Source organism: Lichenibacterium ramalinae (assembly GCF_004137085.1).
Taxonomy (GTDB): Bacteria; Pseudomonadota; Alphaproteobacteria; order Rhizobiales; family Beijerinckiaceae; genus Lichenihabitans; species Lichenihabitans ramalinae.
Genome location: NZ_QYBC01000006.1, coordinates 190,514 through 204,614 on the forward strand (window position 1 = coordinate 190,514; position 14,101 = coordinate 204,614).

General features: G+C 64.8%; 24 protein-coding genes. 18 read left to right on the forward strand and 6 right to left on the reverse strand.

Features of this window, described 5'->3' with window-relative positions; all coding sequences use genetic code 11:
* The first annotated feature begins 72 nt into the window (after positions 1-72).
* The 10 genes from D3272_RS09045 (at position 73) to D3272_RS09090 (ending at position 7,962) form a co-directional block, all read left to right on the forward strand.
* The gene (locus D3272_RS09045) at positions 73-474 is read left to right on the forward strand and encodes a hypothetical protein (protein ID WP_129218826.1); all 402 of its coding nucleotides are present in this window, start codon (positions 73-75) and stop codon (positions 472-474) included.
* The gene (locus D3272_RS09050) at positions 471-2,687 is read left to right on the forward strand and encodes a phage/plasmid primase, P4 family (protein WP_129218827.1); all 2,217 of its coding nucleotides are present in this window, start codon (positions 471-473) and stop codon (positions 2,685-2,687) included. The genes D3272_RS09045 and D3272_RS09050 overlap by 4 nt, the downstream gene beginning before the upstream one ends.
* Before the next feature lie 364 nt (positions 2,688-3,051).
* The gene (locus D3272_RS09055) at positions 3,052-3,495 is read left to right on the forward strand and encodes a transcription termination/antitermination NusG family protein (RefSeq protein ID WP_281010706.1); all 444 of its coding nucleotides are present in this window, start codon (positions 3,052-3,054) and stop codon (positions 3,493-3,495) included.
* A gap of 235 nt (positions 3,496-3,730) precedes the next feature.
* A complete protein-coding gene (locus D3272_RS09060; protein WP_129218829.1) occupies positions 3,731-4,042 on the forward strand; it encodes a hypothetical protein in 312 nt (103 codons plus the stop codon).
* A 361-nt stretch (positions 4,043-4,403) separates the two neighbouring features.
* Entirely contained in the window at positions 4,404-4,919 is a 516-nt protein-coding gene (locus D3272_RS09065; protein WP_129218830.1) for a hypothetical protein, read from the forward strand.
* Positions 4,920-4,951: 32 nt separating this feature from the next.
* Positions 4,952-5,842: a hypothetical protein gene (locus D3272_RS09070; RefSeq protein WP_129218831.1), complete on the forward strand. Its 891-nt coding sequence runs from the start codon at positions 4,952-4,954 to the stop codon at positions 5,840-5,842.
* Positions 5,839-6,888 carry a head maturation protease, ClpP-related gene (locus tag D3272_RS09075; protein ID WP_129218832.1) on the forward strand — a complete coding sequence of 350 codons (1,050 nt, stop codon included), beginning with the start codon at positions 5,839-5,841 and terminating at the stop codon, positions 6,886-6,888. Before D3272_RS09070 ends, D3272_RS09075 begins: the two co-directional genes overlap by 4 nt.
* The gene (locus D3272_RS09080) at positions 6,885-7,343 is read left to right on the forward strand and encodes a hypothetical protein (RefSeq protein WP_129218833.1); all 459 of its coding nucleotides are present in this window, start codon (positions 6,885-6,887) and stop codon (positions 7,341-7,343) included. Before D3272_RS09075 ends, D3272_RS09080 begins: the two co-directional genes overlap by 4 nt.
* Positions 7,343-7,642, forward strand: a complete 300-nt coding sequence (locus D3272_RS09085; RefSeq protein WP_129218834.1) for a hypothetical protein — start codon at positions 7,343-7,345, stop codon at positions 7,640-7,642. The genes D3272_RS09080 and D3272_RS09085 overlap by 1 nt, the downstream gene beginning before the upstream one ends.
* A 2-nt stretch (positions 7,643-7,644) precedes the next feature.
* Positions 7,645-7,962 (forward strand): hypothetical protein, encoded by a 318-nt coding sequence (locus D3272_RS09090; RefSeq protein ID WP_129218835.1) that lies wholly within the window; start codon positions 7,645-7,647, stop codon positions 7,960-7,962.
* On the opposite strand, the gene D3272_RS09095 is transcribed toward D3272_RS09090, so the two are convergent.
* Positions 7,959-8,207, reverse strand: a complete 249-nt coding sequence (locus D3272_RS09095) for a hypothetical protein (RefSeq protein ID WP_129218836.1) — start codon at positions 8,205-8,207, stop codon at positions 7,959-7,961. The genes D3272_RS09090 and D3272_RS09095 overlap by 4 nt on opposite strands.
* A gap of 131 nt (positions 8,208-8,338) precedes the next feature.
* A complete protein-coding gene (locus D3272_RS09100; RefSeq protein ID WP_129218837.1) occupies positions 8,339-9,340 on the reverse strand; it encodes a flagellin N-terminal helical domain-containing protein in 1,002 nt (333 codons plus the stop codon).
* 90 nt (positions 9,341-9,430) lie between these two features.
* On the opposite strand from D3272_RS09100, the gene D3272_RS09105 reads away from it, so the two are divergent.
* The 3 genes from D3272_RS09105 to D3272_RS27245 all read left to right on the forward strand — a co-directional run bounded on the left by D3272_RS09105 (position 9,431) and on the right by D3272_RS27245 (position 10,509).
* Positions 9,431-9,649: a hypothetical protein gene (locus tag D3272_RS09105; RefSeq protein WP_129218838.1), complete on the forward strand. Its 219-nt coding sequence runs from the start codon at positions 9,431-9,433 to the stop codon at positions 9,647-9,649.
* A 145-nt stretch (positions 9,650-9,794) separates the two neighbouring features.
* Positions 9,795-10,274 (forward strand): hypothetical protein, encoded by a 480-nt coding sequence (locus D3272_RS09110; RefSeq protein ID WP_129218839.1) that lies wholly within the window; start codon positions 9,795-9,797, stop codon positions 10,272-10,274.
* A 97-nt stretch (positions 10,275-10,371) separates the two neighbouring features.
* The gene (locus D3272_RS27245; protein ID WP_165361286.1) at positions 10,372-10,509 is read left to right on the forward strand and encodes a hypothetical protein; all 138 of its coding nucleotides are present in this window, start codon (positions 10,372-10,374) and stop codon (positions 10,507-10,509) included.
* A 1-nt stretch (position 10,510) separates the two neighbouring features.
* Here the strand turns inward: D3272_RS27245 and D3272_RS09115 are convergent, their stop codons facing one another.
* Positions 10,511-10,855 carry a hypothetical protein gene (locus D3272_RS09115; RefSeq protein WP_129218840.1) on the reverse strand — a complete coding sequence of 115 codons (345 nt, stop codon included), beginning with the start codon at positions 10,853-10,855 and terminating at the stop codon, positions 10,511-10,513.
* The gene (locus D3272_RS09120) at positions 10,848-11,132 is read right to left on the reverse strand and encodes a hypothetical protein (RefSeq protein ID WP_129218841.1); all 285 of its coding nucleotides are present in this window, start codon (positions 11,130-11,132) and stop codon (positions 10,848-10,850) included. Before D3272_RS09120 ends, D3272_RS09115 begins: the two co-directional genes overlap by 8 nt.
* Before the next feature lie 113 nt (positions 11,133-11,245).
* Between D3272_RS09120 and D3272_RS09125 the strand changes: the two genes are divergently transcribed.
* A complete protein-coding gene (locus D3272_RS09125; protein ID WP_129218842.1) occupies positions 11,246-11,467 on the forward strand; it encodes a hypothetical protein in 222 nt (73 codons plus the stop codon).
* Positions 11,468-11,577: 110 nt separating this feature from the next.
* Here D3272_RS09125 and D3272_RS09130 read toward each other — a convergent pair whose 3' ends face one another.
* Both D3272_RS09130 and D3272_RS09135 read right to left on the reverse strand, forming a co-directional pair.
* Positions 11,578-11,823 (reverse strand): RodZ family helix-turn-helix domain-containing protein, encoded by a 246-nt coding sequence (locus tag D3272_RS09130; RefSeq protein WP_129218843.1) that lies wholly within the window; start codon positions 11,821-11,823, stop codon positions 11,578-11,580.
* The gene (locus D3272_RS09135; RefSeq protein ID WP_129218844.1) at positions 11,816-12,085 is read right to left on the reverse strand and encodes a hypothetical protein; all 270 of its coding nucleotides are present in this window, start codon (positions 12,083-12,085) and stop codon (positions 11,816-11,818) included. The genes D3272_RS09130 and D3272_RS09135 overlap by 8 nt, the downstream gene beginning before the upstream one ends.
* Before the next feature lie 602 nt (positions 12,086-12,687).
* Between D3272_RS09135 and D3272_RS09140 the strand changes: the two genes are divergently transcribed.
* Genes D3272_RS09140 through D3272_RS09155 form a run of 4 tightly spaced genes read left to right on the forward strand, consistent with a single transcriptional unit; the run spans position 12,688 to position 13,957 of the window.
* Positions 12,688-13,110: a hypothetical protein gene (locus D3272_RS09140; RefSeq protein ID WP_129218845.1), complete on the forward strand. Its 423-nt coding sequence runs from the start codon at positions 12,688-12,690 to the stop codon at positions 13,108-13,110.
* Positions 13,103-13,462, forward strand: coding sequence for a hypothetical protein (locus D3272_RS09145; RefSeq protein WP_129218846.1), 360 nt, complete (start codon positions 13,103-13,105; stop codon positions 13,460-13,462). Before D3272_RS09140 ends, D3272_RS09145 begins: the two co-directional genes overlap by 8 nt.
* A complete protein-coding gene (locus D3272_RS09150; protein WP_129218847.1) occupies positions 13,455-13,718 on the forward strand; it encodes a hypothetical protein in 264 nt (87 codons plus the stop codon). Before D3272_RS09145 ends, D3272_RS09150 begins: the two co-directional genes overlap by 8 nt.
* Positions 13,715-13,957, forward strand: coding sequence for a hypothetical protein (locus D3272_RS09155; protein WP_129218848.1), 243 nt, complete (start codon positions 13,715-13,717; stop codon positions 13,955-13,957). Before D3272_RS09150 ends, D3272_RS09155 begins: the two co-directional genes overlap by 4 nt.
* The last annotated feature ends 144 nt before the right edge of the window (positions 13,958-14,101 follow it).

Consider the following 14,101-nt stretch of genomic DNA (forward strand, 5'->3'; position numbering starts at 1 on the left):
CTCATTGCGCCCGCATCTCCATGGAGCACGCGGCAGCCCTGGCCGAAGCGAACCACTTGGGAGGCGTCTGAGATGGGACGCGCTGCCAAAGAGAAGGCCGCCCGCTACGCGCGGGCTGAGCAGGCCTATTACGCCGTCAGCGAGATCGATAGGGGTTGGTTCGCCGCGCACCCAGACCGGAACACCTACATTCGGCATGCGACACCGAGCGAGATCGAGTTTCAGCACCTCGAACTCGGCTGGCCGTTGGATCCCGGTCCGGGCTGCACCTACTACACCCTGGTACGCCAGGCCGCACCGGGCGTTCGGTTCCGCTACACCATGCGGAACGCGACCGAGGCAGGCACGGATGTCGATGAGGCCGGGGCGTATTATGCCTGGGTGCTCTTCGATCACCAGCGAGGTTCGCAACTGCGCGACCTGGAGGACAGCCTTCGGGAGAAGCTGTCAGCCGCTGGGGAGACTGTCCATTGACCGGCGCCCTTCTCCCGGTCGCCCTCGACTTGATTCGCCGCGGTTGGGCCCCGCTGCCGATCCCCTATCAGACCAAGCGACCGCGGATCGAAAAGTGGCCGGAGCTGCGGATCTCGGCCGACAAGGCGGGGCTGTATTTCGACCAGCCCACTCAGAACATCGGGGTGCTCCTCGGTCAGGCATCGGGCGGCTTGACCGACGTCGACCTCGACTGCTCCGAGGCCGCTGACCTCGCGCCGTTCTTCCTGCCGGAGACCGGGGCGACGTTCGGCCGTGCCGGTCGGCGCCGCTCCCACTATCTCTACATGACGGCGCTCTCGACCGAGACGGACGCCAAGGCCATCGAGTTTCACGATCCGACCCGGGGGCGTGAGGCAGGCTCGATGCTCGTCGAGATCCGGATCGGCGGTGGCGACAAGGGCGCTCAGACCATCATGCCAGGCTCGACCCATGTGTCAGGCGAGCCGATCACCTGGGACAAAGACGGCGGGGCCGCACGGCTCGACAGCGCGACGCTGAAGACCGCAGTAGGGCGCCTCGCGGCAGCGGCGCTGCTCGCCCGGCACTGGAACGTCGAAGGTAGGCGGCACAACGCAGCCGTGGTCCTCGGCGGCCTGCTCGCTCGTCTCGAATGGCCGGATCATGAGGCCGAGACGTTCATCGAGGCTGTTGTCGAGGAGGCCGGCGACGAGGAGGTCGACGACCGAAAGCGGGCCGTCATGGACGCAATCGCCACGCGTCGAGGAGGTGGCAAGGTCACTGGCTATCCGAAGCTCAAGAGCACTTTTGGCGAGCCGATCGCCAAGGCGGTGGTGGATTGGCTTGGCTATGACGCCCGAAAGGAGAAGAATGAGGGCGCGACGACCGACGGCCGCAACACCCCGCTACCGACGGAGGACAGCGCCGCCACGATGTTCGCGGATCAGTACCGCGGCGCCCTCCGGTTTTGCCACTCGCACGGCTCCTGGTTCCAGTGGACCGGGACGCTCTGGGCGCAGAACCGCACTGGGCTCGCCTTCCACTATGCGCGCGAGCTCGCCCGAGAACTCGGCCGCATGGACAAGGAGGCCGAGGCGACGACCGGCCGCGCAGCCTTTGCCGGTGCTGTGGAGCGCTTCGCCAGGACGGACCCGACGTTCGCCGTGCAGGCAGAGGCTTGGGATCGCAATCCGCTTCTGCTGGGCACCCCGGGCGGGACGGTGGACCTCGAGACAGGCGAGCTGCGGCCAGCCAAACCTACCGATGGCATCACGAAGAGCACGGCCGTGGCGCCCGCGCCCACTCCGGCCTGCCCAACGTGGCTCCGCTTTCTGGAGCAGGCCACCGGCGGCGATGCCGAGATGGTTCAATTCCTCCGGGCCTGGTTCGGGTACTGCCTCACTGGCCTCACGCGCGAGCACGCCCTGGTTTTCGTCCACGGCCCAGGGGGCAACGGCAAAAGCGTGTTCGTGAACGTGATAACGGGCATCTTGGGCACCTACGCCACCACGGCGGCGATGCAGACCTTCACCGCCTCGACCGGGGCGGGGCACCCGACCGACATCGCGATGTTAAAGGGCGCCCGGCTCGTGAGCGCGTCGGAGACTGAGGAAGGAGCGCAGTGGGCAGAAGCCCGAATCAAGTCGCTGACCGGCGGCGACACGGTCTCGGCGAGGTTCATGAGGCAGGACTTCTTCAGCTTCGTACCCGCCTTCAAGCTCCTCTTCGTCGGCAATCACCGGCCCGGTTTGAGGAACGTCGACGATGCGGCGCGGCGCCGGTTCAACCTGATCCCGTTCATCCACAAGCCCGATCGGCCGGATCGGCACCTCGAGGACAAGCTGAAGGCCGAATGGCCTGGCATCCTGCGCTGGGCGATCGAGGGCTGCCTTTTATGGCAGGTTGCCGGGCTGCCCCGTCCGGCCAGTCTGACAGCCGCCACCGCCGACTATTTCGACGCTCAGGACGTGTTCGGCGCCTGGCTGGCGGAGGAATGTGAGGTGGCACCCGGCGATCAACGGCGGACGGCAACCTCGGCCGAGCTGTTCCTCTCGTGGCAGCACCACGCCAAGATCGCTGGAGAGCCTGCCGGTACGAAGCGCAGCTTCGCCGAGCAGCTGATCCGGCGGGGATTGGAGCCGCACAAGGGCGCCAAGGGCGCGAGGGTCTACGTCGGCATCAGGCTGAGGGCCTCGGCCGCCTTCGATCACAACAACATCGCCTCTGTCGCCTGAACGGAGTGGCGTGGGTGGCGCAAGGTGGCACTTCCAACCTATGTGTTCCACACGCGTACGTGTGTGTAGAGAATATAGAAAAGCCGCGCCACCTTGCGCCACCCACGCCACCCATCCAATAAATATCAACCGTGTTGTGCAGGTTTGCATAGCTTTGCGCAGCATTGATAGGATACTCCAAAATTATCTGGCGTCGTAGCGCTTGCATCCGCGAGCAATTGCAACATTATCTCACCAACGGCGAAGAAACGACGCTTGCGGGACGGTCAGACTTCAGGTGAGCGCCGAGGCGCGAGAACCCTCAACTCCGACCCGACCACCTGAACCGACCAGCCCGGTCGAGTGCGAAGCTATGGGCAGCACCATGGATCTTGGAGACGATCGGCCTCGGCGATGGTTCGCGGTCCGCGTGGCCCCTCAGTCCGAGAGTGCCGTCATGGCCGCCCTGGCGGACGCCGGCCTGTCGGGCTGGGCGCCGATGTCGACACGGTGGCGCGGCTCGGCGGCGGGTCGGCAGAAGATGACGGCGCCGGCATTCCCGACCTATGTTTTCGCCGCGCTGCCGGAACCCGTCGCCAACCATTTCGGCATCGTGGTCGGGCTACGAGGCGTCAGAGGCTTCCTCGGCGGCGCCCGGCCCGAGCCGGTCTCGGCCGTCGCGGTCTCGCTCCTGCAGATGCGGGAGCGTTTCGGTCACTTTGACGAGACCCGAACTCGCCCGCCTCGCACCGTGCACGAGACCCCGGCCGACCGCCGAATCGTCGACCGTCTCGTGGCGCACCTCAATCCGAAGGCCGTCGCGGCCTGAGCTACAGCCCGATGGAGAGTACGATGTCTATGGAGCCCGACACCCGATACGTGAGGGGCTATCGTGCAATAGCCCACAGGCTTGGATGGCCCTTGGAGACGACCCGTCGCCATGGACGCGCGGGGCATCTTCCCATCATCCGCCTATCGCAACGCCGCGTGCAGGCGCGCCCTGAGGCGCTCGATGCCTACGCTGCAGAGGTCGAAGCCCGAGGTGGTGTGATCGAGGTTCCCCGATGACCGACCCCATCGTCATCACCGTCACCGACGACACGACCATGGCGTCGGTCCGCGAACAGGTGTCTTGGGCGCTTCGGGCCGCGTGTCGCATCAACATCTTCGACGCCGCGCCCTATCGCAGCCTGGTCGCGAGCGCCTATCCCGCCACTGGCGGCACGTTCTTCGTCAGACGCGGCACGCGGGCCAAGCGGTTCGACACGATCGAGGCCGCAGCCGCGGATGCTGCCCGGGCCCTCGACGTCCACTTCAGTCGTGTCGAAAAGCACGTCGCCTACCCGGCGCACCTCCAAGTCGCTGCACGACGCTGAAGCCTCTCAGAGCGTCGCGCAGCGCCCGTCTCCTTTCAGGATGCCGCGCTGTCAACACCTCTCGGAACACCCGTGCAGCGGCCGCGCAGGCGATACTGGCGACGCGAATGCAACCAGTGCGGGTCCTCCGCTGACCGGGCACTACTGCGGGGTACATGCAGCGCGATCCCTCTCTAGCTGCAGGTCTTTTTTGGAGCCTTGACCCCTCCCAGCCCTTGACCGCCGCGCCGTTCGTCAAACCGGACGCCACCTCTACAAACCGCCGCTCCGGACGCTGCCCGATGAGCCCGCTGCACACCGCCGACCACTTGACCGAAGCCTTGACCGAAGCCTTGACGGTCGGCCTTGACCCGGAGGCCGCATGACCCAGGAAACCCAGGCTGTTTTTGCCCGCCGGCTCGGCGTCTCAAAGCAGTGCGTGGCCGACTACATCGCTCGCCAGAAGATCGATGGCCCTGCCCTCATCCCCCACGGCAAGAAGGTGCTGATCGACGTCGAGAAGGCCACGGCCCAGCTTCGCAAGCGCCTCGACCCCGACCAGCGGATCAGCGGAAACGCACGCGCCAATCTTCGCCGGCCGGCCGAGCCGCTGCCTCCCGCCACGGGCGAGCAGCTGTGGGCCGTGATGCTCGAGCTGCCGGCGACCGCTGCATGGTGCGCGGCCGAGCCGGGTGGCAACCTCCAGGGCTGCTACGACGCCTTCGCCGACCTCCGCCTCAACATCGGAGGCCTACTCGGGGTGTACTTCGGCGCAGCGCCGCCCGGTGACTTCGAGCAGGTCGACTGGGCCGGCCTCGCCGAAGAGATGGGCCTGACCCTCATCGATCCCGCCGACATGGCCGCCGACTGGGACCGCCGCCGCAGCGCTCCCGACTGACCTCCCATCCATATCTCGACAGGACCAATCCAATGCTCAAATCCAAGTCCCCCATCGCCGCGGTCGAGGCTGACCTCGTCGCTCTGACGAAGCGCGGCGCCGGCCTGGAACAGCGCCGCGACGCCGCCACCACCACGCTCGCCACTGCCACAGCCGAGCGCCGCAGGCTGCTCACCGAGACCGACGACCCCACCGCGGCCGATCTCGCCAAGGCCGACCGCGCCGTGCGCGACGCCACCGACGCCCGCGACGCCGCGCTCGATGCCCTGGCGGCTGTGGACGGCAGGGTGGCCGAGGTGCGCGCCACCATCGAGCGCCTGAACGCTGACGCCGAACGGGAGCGCCAGGCTGTCGCGATCGAAGCATCCGCGAGAGAGGCCGACGCTGCCATCGCTCGGATCGTCAAAGCCGCTGGCGAGATGGAGTCGGCGCGGCGCGATCTCGCCGCCGCGATCCTGCCCGTTGCGATCGCCTGCTACGATCCCCCGTCCAACGCTGTCGATTTCGGGCCGAGCTTCCTGACGCGCGCGCTTTACTTCAACAGCCACGGTGAGGCGACGTTCGACACGCTCGATGGCGAACAGGTCGCATCCCGCGTCGCCGGGCACTTCGTGGCGGCTGCCCTTCCCGGCCTCGGCATCGTCCGGCAGGAGGACGCCAACAAGCGGCACATGGACGGGCAGCCCACCCGAGTTCTCGCTCCGGTCGATGGCAATGCGGCCCGATCCCTTCTCACCGATCCCATGCGCGCCGCCGCCGCCCGGGTGCGCGAGGGCGCCCCTGCCGCGCTGGTCCCCGGCTCCAAGCAGCCGCGGCGCCGAGCAGACCGCTGGACCACCGACGCCGAGGGCCGATCCTTCGATGCCGCCGGCGTGCCGGTCACGCCCGGCGGCTTCTATCTCGACGACGAGGTGGCCGCATGAGCTACATCCAGAAGGGCTCCGAGCTGGTCCTCATCGGCGACGTGGGAGATCTCGGCCTCGGAGAACGCTTCTTCACCGCTGCCGACGTGCGCGCCGCACTCGTCAAGGTGGGTCGGAACACCCGCGCCACCGCTCGGATCAACTCCGGCGGCGGATCTGCGACGGAGGGCGCCGCGGTCGCCGCGGCCTTCGCGGCCCACCCTGGCAAAGTGACGTGTGTCGTCGAGGGCGTCGCGGCCTCCGCCGCCAGCGTAGCGGCCTGCGGTGCCGATCGCATCGAGATGGCGCTCGGGGCCGTGTGGATGCTGCACGAAGGATCCGCGCTGACCATCGGCACCGTCGAGGACCATCAGGGCGCTCTCGATGGGCTGGAGGCGGTCAACGCCGCGATGGCCGACCTCTACGCGCGCAAGTCCGGCATCCCCGTCGAGGCCGTGCGGGACATGATGGAGCGCGAGACGTGGATGACGCCGGACGAGGCGTGCGATGCCGGCTTCGCGGAAGCCATCGTGGGCGAGACCGAACCGCGGAAACCGGCGCGCTTCGACTACGCGGCTCGCTATCAGCACGCCCCGGCCGCGCTGCTGACCCGACTTCCGAAAGCGAAGGTGCGCCGCCCGGAACCGCCGCTGATCGCCGACGACGAACCGCTCGACCCCGCTGAAATCGCCGAACTTTGCGCTGCGGCTGAGCAGCCCGCGCTTGTGGCCGAGCTGATCCGGGCGAAGGTGACGCTCCCCCAGGCTCGCGCCCGCCTCGACGTCATCGGCGATATGACCGCCATGCTGACCCTGAGCCGTGGCGTGATCCCGCCGACGCTCAAGGCCGAGATGCTGTCAGGGAAGCTGACCATCACTCAAGCACGCGAGCGCATCTTCGACGCCATGGCGGCGCGCTCGGAAGACCCCGATGCTGCTGTCGACCACCACAAGCGCAGCAACGCGGGAGCGGCCGATGGGCGAGTCCTGATGAAGCGCAGCATGGAGAAGATGGTCGCGCAGAAATACGGACCGGACGCTCTGAAAAAGAAGGACACGCAGCAATGAACGCACCCGTCATCATTCGCGACGGCCAGGCGCATCCCATCACGGCCGCTCAGTGGGCACTTGCCCGTGCTCACAAGCCGATCGGGGCGGTCGCCGGCCTTTCTGGCACCAAGCCGCCCGTCGCGGTCGTGCCTACCGCTACTCCGGCGCTGGAGCCTGCGAAGCTGGATGGCCGAGCCCTGTCTCGTGCGTCCATGCTGAAGCAGATCGGCGCCAAGTACGGCGAGGACGCCCGCAAGAGCGCCGAGGTCAGCGCCACGGCCGCCGCTCGTCGCAGCGGCCTCGATCCGAAGGCGGCCCCCAGCGCCGAGAGCGCCCCCGTCGCAAGCGAGATCATGTCGGCGGAGGCCTCGCGCGCCTATGCCCGCAAGAGCATGCTGGCGATGGTCGAGCGCAGATACGGCACGGCAGCTCGAGCCCAGGCCGAAGCCCGCATCGCGGCTCGGAGGCATTGATGGGCGAGGTCGTCTCGCTCAACCGGCCGGACGCTGTCGACCCGCGGTTCGCCGAGTGGGTCAGGACGCTGTGTTTCTTCGCCGGCGAGCCCGACCGGGCTGACGGCTATCTCGCCCGGGGCACCTCCTGCGCTCGCATCGTGGCCGAACTCCGGACCGCCATGGCTGGCCGTCGCGGTCGCGAAGGGGAGGCCGCCTATCTCGCCCAGCTACGTGGCCCGCACCGCCCGCAGCGCCACGCCCTTCCGATCCACCCTCAACCGCACGGCTTCCGCCGGCGCCCGAACCCAAGGAAATGACCGTGCGCGTTCACCCCTACGACGACCAGCCGCCCCGCCGGCCACGGCCCACGGTCGAGAAAACCGTCACGCCCCTGCGAACCATCTCCCTCGACGGGAAGAGGGAGCTGCGGCTCTCCACCGTCACGAGCAGCCGCGGCGAGTCGGTCGCGCTCCGGGTTTACGTCCGGGATCACCTCGGCGAGCTGATCTCTCCCGGTCATCCGCTCTGCATCTACCGCGACCAGATCCCCGGCGTCGTGGCCGCCCTCACCGAGGCCGCCGCGATCTTCAACACCCGGGCCGACGGTTCGACACGGGCAGTGCTCCCTCGGAGCTAGTCGAGTCGCCCGCTGTGTCTCTTGGACCCCTGGACGTACTCGTCCTCGATAGTCTGCCTAAGCTCTCGCTCGTCGTTCGGGTTCGGATCTGTCTGGTTCGCGCTCGGCGCGTTCCGCTTTTCGTCGAGAATGCGCGCGGCCATGCGCTTCACCTCGGGCAGCGTGATTTGGGACAAGCTGGTTGCTTCCATCGCGTGAGCGGCGATTTCTACCGCCGTCCACTGCGGCCTCTGGTTTACGGGCATCGCTTGATCTCCCCGGAGCGTCGCACCCCACGCGCCAGCCTACAACGAAATCGACAAGGCGTTGACCTCGCCAGCAGCAGTGAGCCAAGGACAGCCAGCGGCCTTCCCTTGACGACAGCGCAGCCTGGAATTTAAGCGGCTTGGAACAGCTTGAGGATGAGCTGGCTGTTCTGATTGGCCATGGATAGAGCCTGGATGCCGAGTTGCTGTTGCATCTGTAAAGCCTGAAGGCGGGTCGAGGCAATGTTCATGTCGACGTCGACTAGGGAACCGATGCCCGAGGTTAAAGCGTCGGAGAGGGAAGAGTTGAAGGATATCTGATTAGCTACCTGCTTCATTGTCGCACCTGTTGTGGCTTGAGACATACTCAGGGCGTCGATTACTCTGGAGACCTGCGATGACATCGTGGAGAGATCTGCTTGGCTCAGATTTGTTATGTCAAGATGTAAAAAGCCCACATCTGACGTATGAGCAGCATTGGTTAAGAATCCAAGCACAGATTGAACGAAGTCATTGGCAAAGTATCTGTCTGCTGTGTCATAATTATTCGATGTTAGGTTTGGAGAGTAATACTGATACTGACTTATATCCGCGTTGTACAATTTGATAAAAGATGTCGTACCGTCCGAATTGATTCCTGCCGCAGTTGTTATGTAGGATTGCCCACCTCCATTTGGATCAAACCCATTTTGGTCGATCGCAAGCGAGCTATTATATAATAAGACGTCTTTAAGCAAATTGACGCCATTGAAGCTGGATGAGTCTAGCGCGGACTTAATGCTTTCTTGTTGTGAAGATATATCGCTTTGAACCGAACTTAGGTCTACCCCAGCCTGTTGCGCCACAACTAGGTCGTCATGAATTTTAACAACGCTCGCTCTGATAGAGTCCATTCCGCTGTTTGCAACACTCAAAATGGATTGTGCCACGGCCAACCCCTGGTTGGTAGCAGCTAAGCTTGCGACTCGAGCTTTCATTTCTGTCGCGATGGACCAGTACGCTTCATTGTCCGAGGCATTGGCGACGGCGAGTCCGCTAGAGATCTGCGCCTGCGTCTTCGATAGCTGCGACTGCGTGTTGGTCAGAGACGACAGCGCCGACATCGCTGCCGTGTTGGTCAGAATGCTCGTCATCGTCTGCAGCCCCCGCCTATGAGATGTATGTCTCAGGTTGCGGAAACAGCGGGTTAACGACGACTGAGCGTACCCGAGAAACGTTTCTCAGTGGCGATTCGGCGCACCGCAAAGCCAGCGTCCCTGGTCGAAGCTGCGGTCATCTCCGGCGCCCTGGCGAACGTCTCGGGCATCCGCGACGGCGTCGACGGGACCTATTTGATCTCGGGGGTGACGCACTCCCTGAGCCGCCACTCGGGCTTCATCACGCACCTCGAGCTGGAGCGGCCCGCGGGCGCGGCGGGGACGGACAGCAGGGCGGGCCGCTGACGCAGGTGGGGTGAGAGACTCACAGACGTAGACAGGGACGCGCTGGCGGTTATGCGTCGGAGTGAAAGATCGCGCGTTTGCTGATAATGTTAGCGAACTGCGCTCGTTCGCATGTAGGTTAGGCACTCTGAGTGCTGGAGGATTGATGGACGAAGAGACTAAGGTGATTGCCCGCCAGGCGCACGCGAACCAGACCGTGTATTTTCGGTCTCTGCATGAGGCACGTTTGTTGGACGCTCGCGCAGTGGTTCAAACCTCCCTGCTCATCAACGGTGCCGCTGCGACAGCCATCCTGGCGTTCCTCAGCAGCATGTCGCAAGGCGCCCCCGCCCGGCACATACCGAAAGCGTTCATTTGGAGTCTTGGGCTGTTTGGAGCTGGCGTTTTCTGTGCCGCTTGTATGGCCGTAATGGCCTACATGACCAACCACCGCTACGCTGAGGCGATCGGTGCCAAAAAACCGACTTGGGAGCACCCGTTTGTAGCAGAGACGGCCGACAGCATTCGCCATGACGTACACGCCAGAGTGGCTCATGGTTTCGGTTACGCCTTTGCGGCGCTGACTCTGGCTTTCTTCCTGGCGGGCATCATCGTCGCTGCTGTGGGATTCACGAAGCTGCACTAACGACGCAACTCGTTTGAAGCTCGGGATCAGGTCGGGGCCGACAATGCAGGCGTCGTGATGCTGCGACAGGCCGGGCCAATGATGGGAAAAGTACGGGATGCTTCGGCTTGTTAAGAGCCTTTGCGACGATTATCGCTGTGTATCCAACGGCGAGCAGTATCTCGCCATGACGGAAGCGTCGCTGCGGCAGCTGGTGTCGCGGCTGCGCAAGGAGCGCGGGCAGCGAGCGAAGTGAGCTATTTTCCGATCCATTTGCCAATGAACAGCAGCGCAACAGCCCACCCGGACCCTGCAAGAATCGTAAAGACCCAAAACGCTCCTCTCGCAAATGTGACCTTGCTCTCGATCCCTGTAATTCGTTCAGAAATCTTGTCGTGCTTGCCGTTTTGTCCAGCCACGTCGTCGATCAGTCGCTCTGTCTTTACCCGGAGCGCAGTAACAGAGTCTTTTACGTCGAGCATCGTTTGCAGCGTGAAGCTGTGATCCAGCATAGGAGAAGCAGGTGCAGGGACGCTCGCTTGAACTTCAGGGATAGAAGTTCCACCGCTACCGCGAGATGATCCTCGACCCGTACTAGCCATTCACTTTCGCCTCAAGTTTATCCCTGATCCACTCCCACACGCCCGTAGGTGCTCTTCCATGATAGGATGAGGTGGTGAATACAATCCCGTTATGTACTTTTGTCGGATCGTTAGCATCATATATGTTGAGCTTGCTTCCAATCTCTAGAGCGGTGCCCTTGGCTGATACAAGCCACTGTGTTGGCGTGATCTCAAAGTGATCATTAGGGAACACGCGTTTGATCACATCCGTGACCGGAGATGGTGTTGTCGGCAACAAGATAGCAAAAACTGTCATGCCGTAATCCGCGCCGTTGAGTGCAATGTACGATACCTCCACAGGCAGCGTAAACCGATTTGGTGAGTCGAAGGTTTCTCCCCTCGACGGGGCTATTATCGGGCGGTGGTTTCATGCTGACCGATGGAATGCGCTTCCGGGCCCTCTCCCGCGATCACCCTGTCCTTCGCGGCGTGCCGGACCGCGAGTCTGAGCGCCTCGTCGAGGTGGCCCCTGATGTCGTGCAGGCCCAGCACCTCGACCTCACCGAGGGCGCGTCTCAGACGATCGGTGAGCGCGCCGATGTCGGCCGTCGTCTCGGCTCCCGTCACCCTGAGGAATGGTTGGCGGTGTGAGGATCGGCGTCGGCAGCCCATGTCAGTTCGCTCCTTCATGATAGTCGCGGTGTAGGGGATAGCTGAAAGCGGCCCGGCAGTCGCGAAGGGCGAGGCGGCTCGGGCTTACCTCAGACATCATGCCGGCCCGCGCGCATCCTCACCCCGTCGGGCCCGAACTCGACGCCAAGCGCTTCGAGCGTCTCTCGGATCGTTCTCATGTGCGTGTCGGCGATAGGCTGCTTCATGTTCGCAGCTTCCGCTCGCTTGACCGTGGTCGGTCTCAGGATACCGGTCATCGTGGCTAGTTGGCTGGGCGACAGTCCCAAGAGGCTACGGGCCTCTTTGATCTGGCGACCGGTGAGCATGTCACCCACCGACCTCTGCATCGTCCGCCAATGACCAAGATGCTCGCTCGTCGACGATCGCGCGGTTCACCGCGTCAATCTCATCCTGCAGAGCCCGGATGTCGCCCGACTTCGATGTGTTCGGACCTACCGACATTTCATAGGCGGCGCCCGGCGCGCGGACCTGGTTCTTGTTGCCGTGGACGCCCAGGGCAACGAGGCGACGGCGAGTAGCCACGAGCATGGACTTGTAGGCCTGGAGGTCTGCGATGGCTTGCTCGGCGTCGTCCATCAGTTCGGTCCTTTGGGGTCGGCGGCGGGCGGGAGATAGCCCTGAGCGCGCAGGTGGTCTGCGAGGGCCCGTCGGACGGCTTCAGGACGCGAGGGCTTGGGATCTGGCTGGCCCGCGATGTAGGCATCCAGGGCCGTTTCCATCTCGGGATACAAGCGCAAGCCTATGGGTGGCCTGATCCCGGTGGGAGGCCTACCAACCTTTTTTCGGTTATCGGATATTGACGCCATTGCCGATAACGGTTATCACAAAAACGTCGAGCCGCCAAGGTGCTGAGAACACTTGGCGGCCCTGACCACCACGAAACGTTCGGAGTTTCACGATGGCTATCCACGCCCATAGCACACCCATGCCCGCGCCACAGCGGAGCTTATTACGGGCCTTCGCCGGCTGTCTGCCAGCCCTCAGATATGCGGCCTCCCTCGTCGCACAACCCTGGCCTCTGGCGGCTCCCGAGAGCACCGCCGCCCAGCCCTGCAACGCCAATGAGTTGGCGCCGGAAGAGACCGTGGCGAGCACCGCCCTAACGGCCTTATTACCAGCGCCCCTCCCGTCCCTGACCTCGGCCTTCGCCGCCCGCCGCGCGATCTTCGGGGACTACAATGGCTGACCGCAGCACGCTCTCTCGCCGGTCCGCCCTGCGCGTGTACTTAACGGCATCCCTGGGCCTCGTGGCCGGAGTGGCATCGGCCCAGGCCGCGCCCGCGCTGTCGGCCAACGACCGCCGGCTCGTCGAACTGGCGAATGCCTACGAGGCCTTGGACCGGCGCTGCAACGAGCACACGGCCGCCCACCATCACGACCACACGCCCGCGACGGATGACGAGTTCGACGTCCTGACGAGCGGCTTCGGCCCGCTGGAAGAGGAGTGCGCCGCCACCCCGGCCGACTCTCTCGTCGGCATCATCGCCAAGGCGCGGCTGTGTCGCTCGCCGACCGCTCGGGGGTGTGCCGACAACGAGCACGCCTTCAGCATCGCCGACGACATCTGCCGCCTCCAGGCCATGGGAGGGCTGCATGTCTGACCGCCGCACCTTCCTCCGCGGCCTCGCCAGCCTGCCGTTGATCGGCGGCGGTGTGACCCTGATCGGCAACCCGACGGCGGCGGCCGTGCCGGCCTCCCGCGACCTCCTGCAGAGCTACAAGAGCTGGCTCTTCATGGAGCACCGCATGGTGTCCTACGAGCTGGTGGGCTATCGGTCCGACCGCCGCAAGGACATGGAACTCTGTCACTGGCCGAACTCGGCTGGCGGCCTCTGGCACTTCCAATGGCAGGGCCGCGGCCCAGCCGGATGGATCGACGCGCCTCAGCCCTCGACCCGTGCGGCCGTGATCCTGTCGGCGGCCGGCGTGCCGATCGGAGGGCACCATGGTTGACCGCACTGACCTCGAAAGCGCGATCTGCTTCGCCGAGGGCGCGGCCGCGGCTTACGAGGTGATCCACTCGCATCTCATGGGCAGCACCGCAGACGGATGGAAGACGCTGGGCATAGCGCCTCGGCCTGGCCTGCGCGTCACGACCCTGAGCCACTGCGAACAGCAGGCCATGGACCACGCGGGCCAGGCTATGTGCGAGGCCGTCCGCGAGGTGTCCCGGGTGTTCTACGCCGCGCTCGAGGAGCGGCGCCTGTGAAGGCTCCGGCGCGCAGACTCGTCGCCAAATTGGCGACGATATCCAGGACGCTCGTTCATGTCGCCGCTTGCCTTTGGTGGACGCCGCTGATCGTGGTCACGGTCGGGCGCCTCCTGCTGGGCTTGGCGTGGTTCCGTCTGCGCCTGCTGTGGGTGCAGGGCCTCCGGGTGACCGGGCATCCCGAGGCGGCCTTGCGGGCGCTGAAACGCCTTGAGGCTGACTCGACCGGCCGACGATGAGGAGGGGTTCGCAAAATCTGCGAACCCCAGACAGCGTCAAGCGGTTTCGACCGTTTCACAACCCGGCCGAAACGGGAATGCCCGCTTCGGCCGGGTTGTCGGCCGGGACGCAACAAAGAGACTCGTCGCAAAATTTGCGACGAG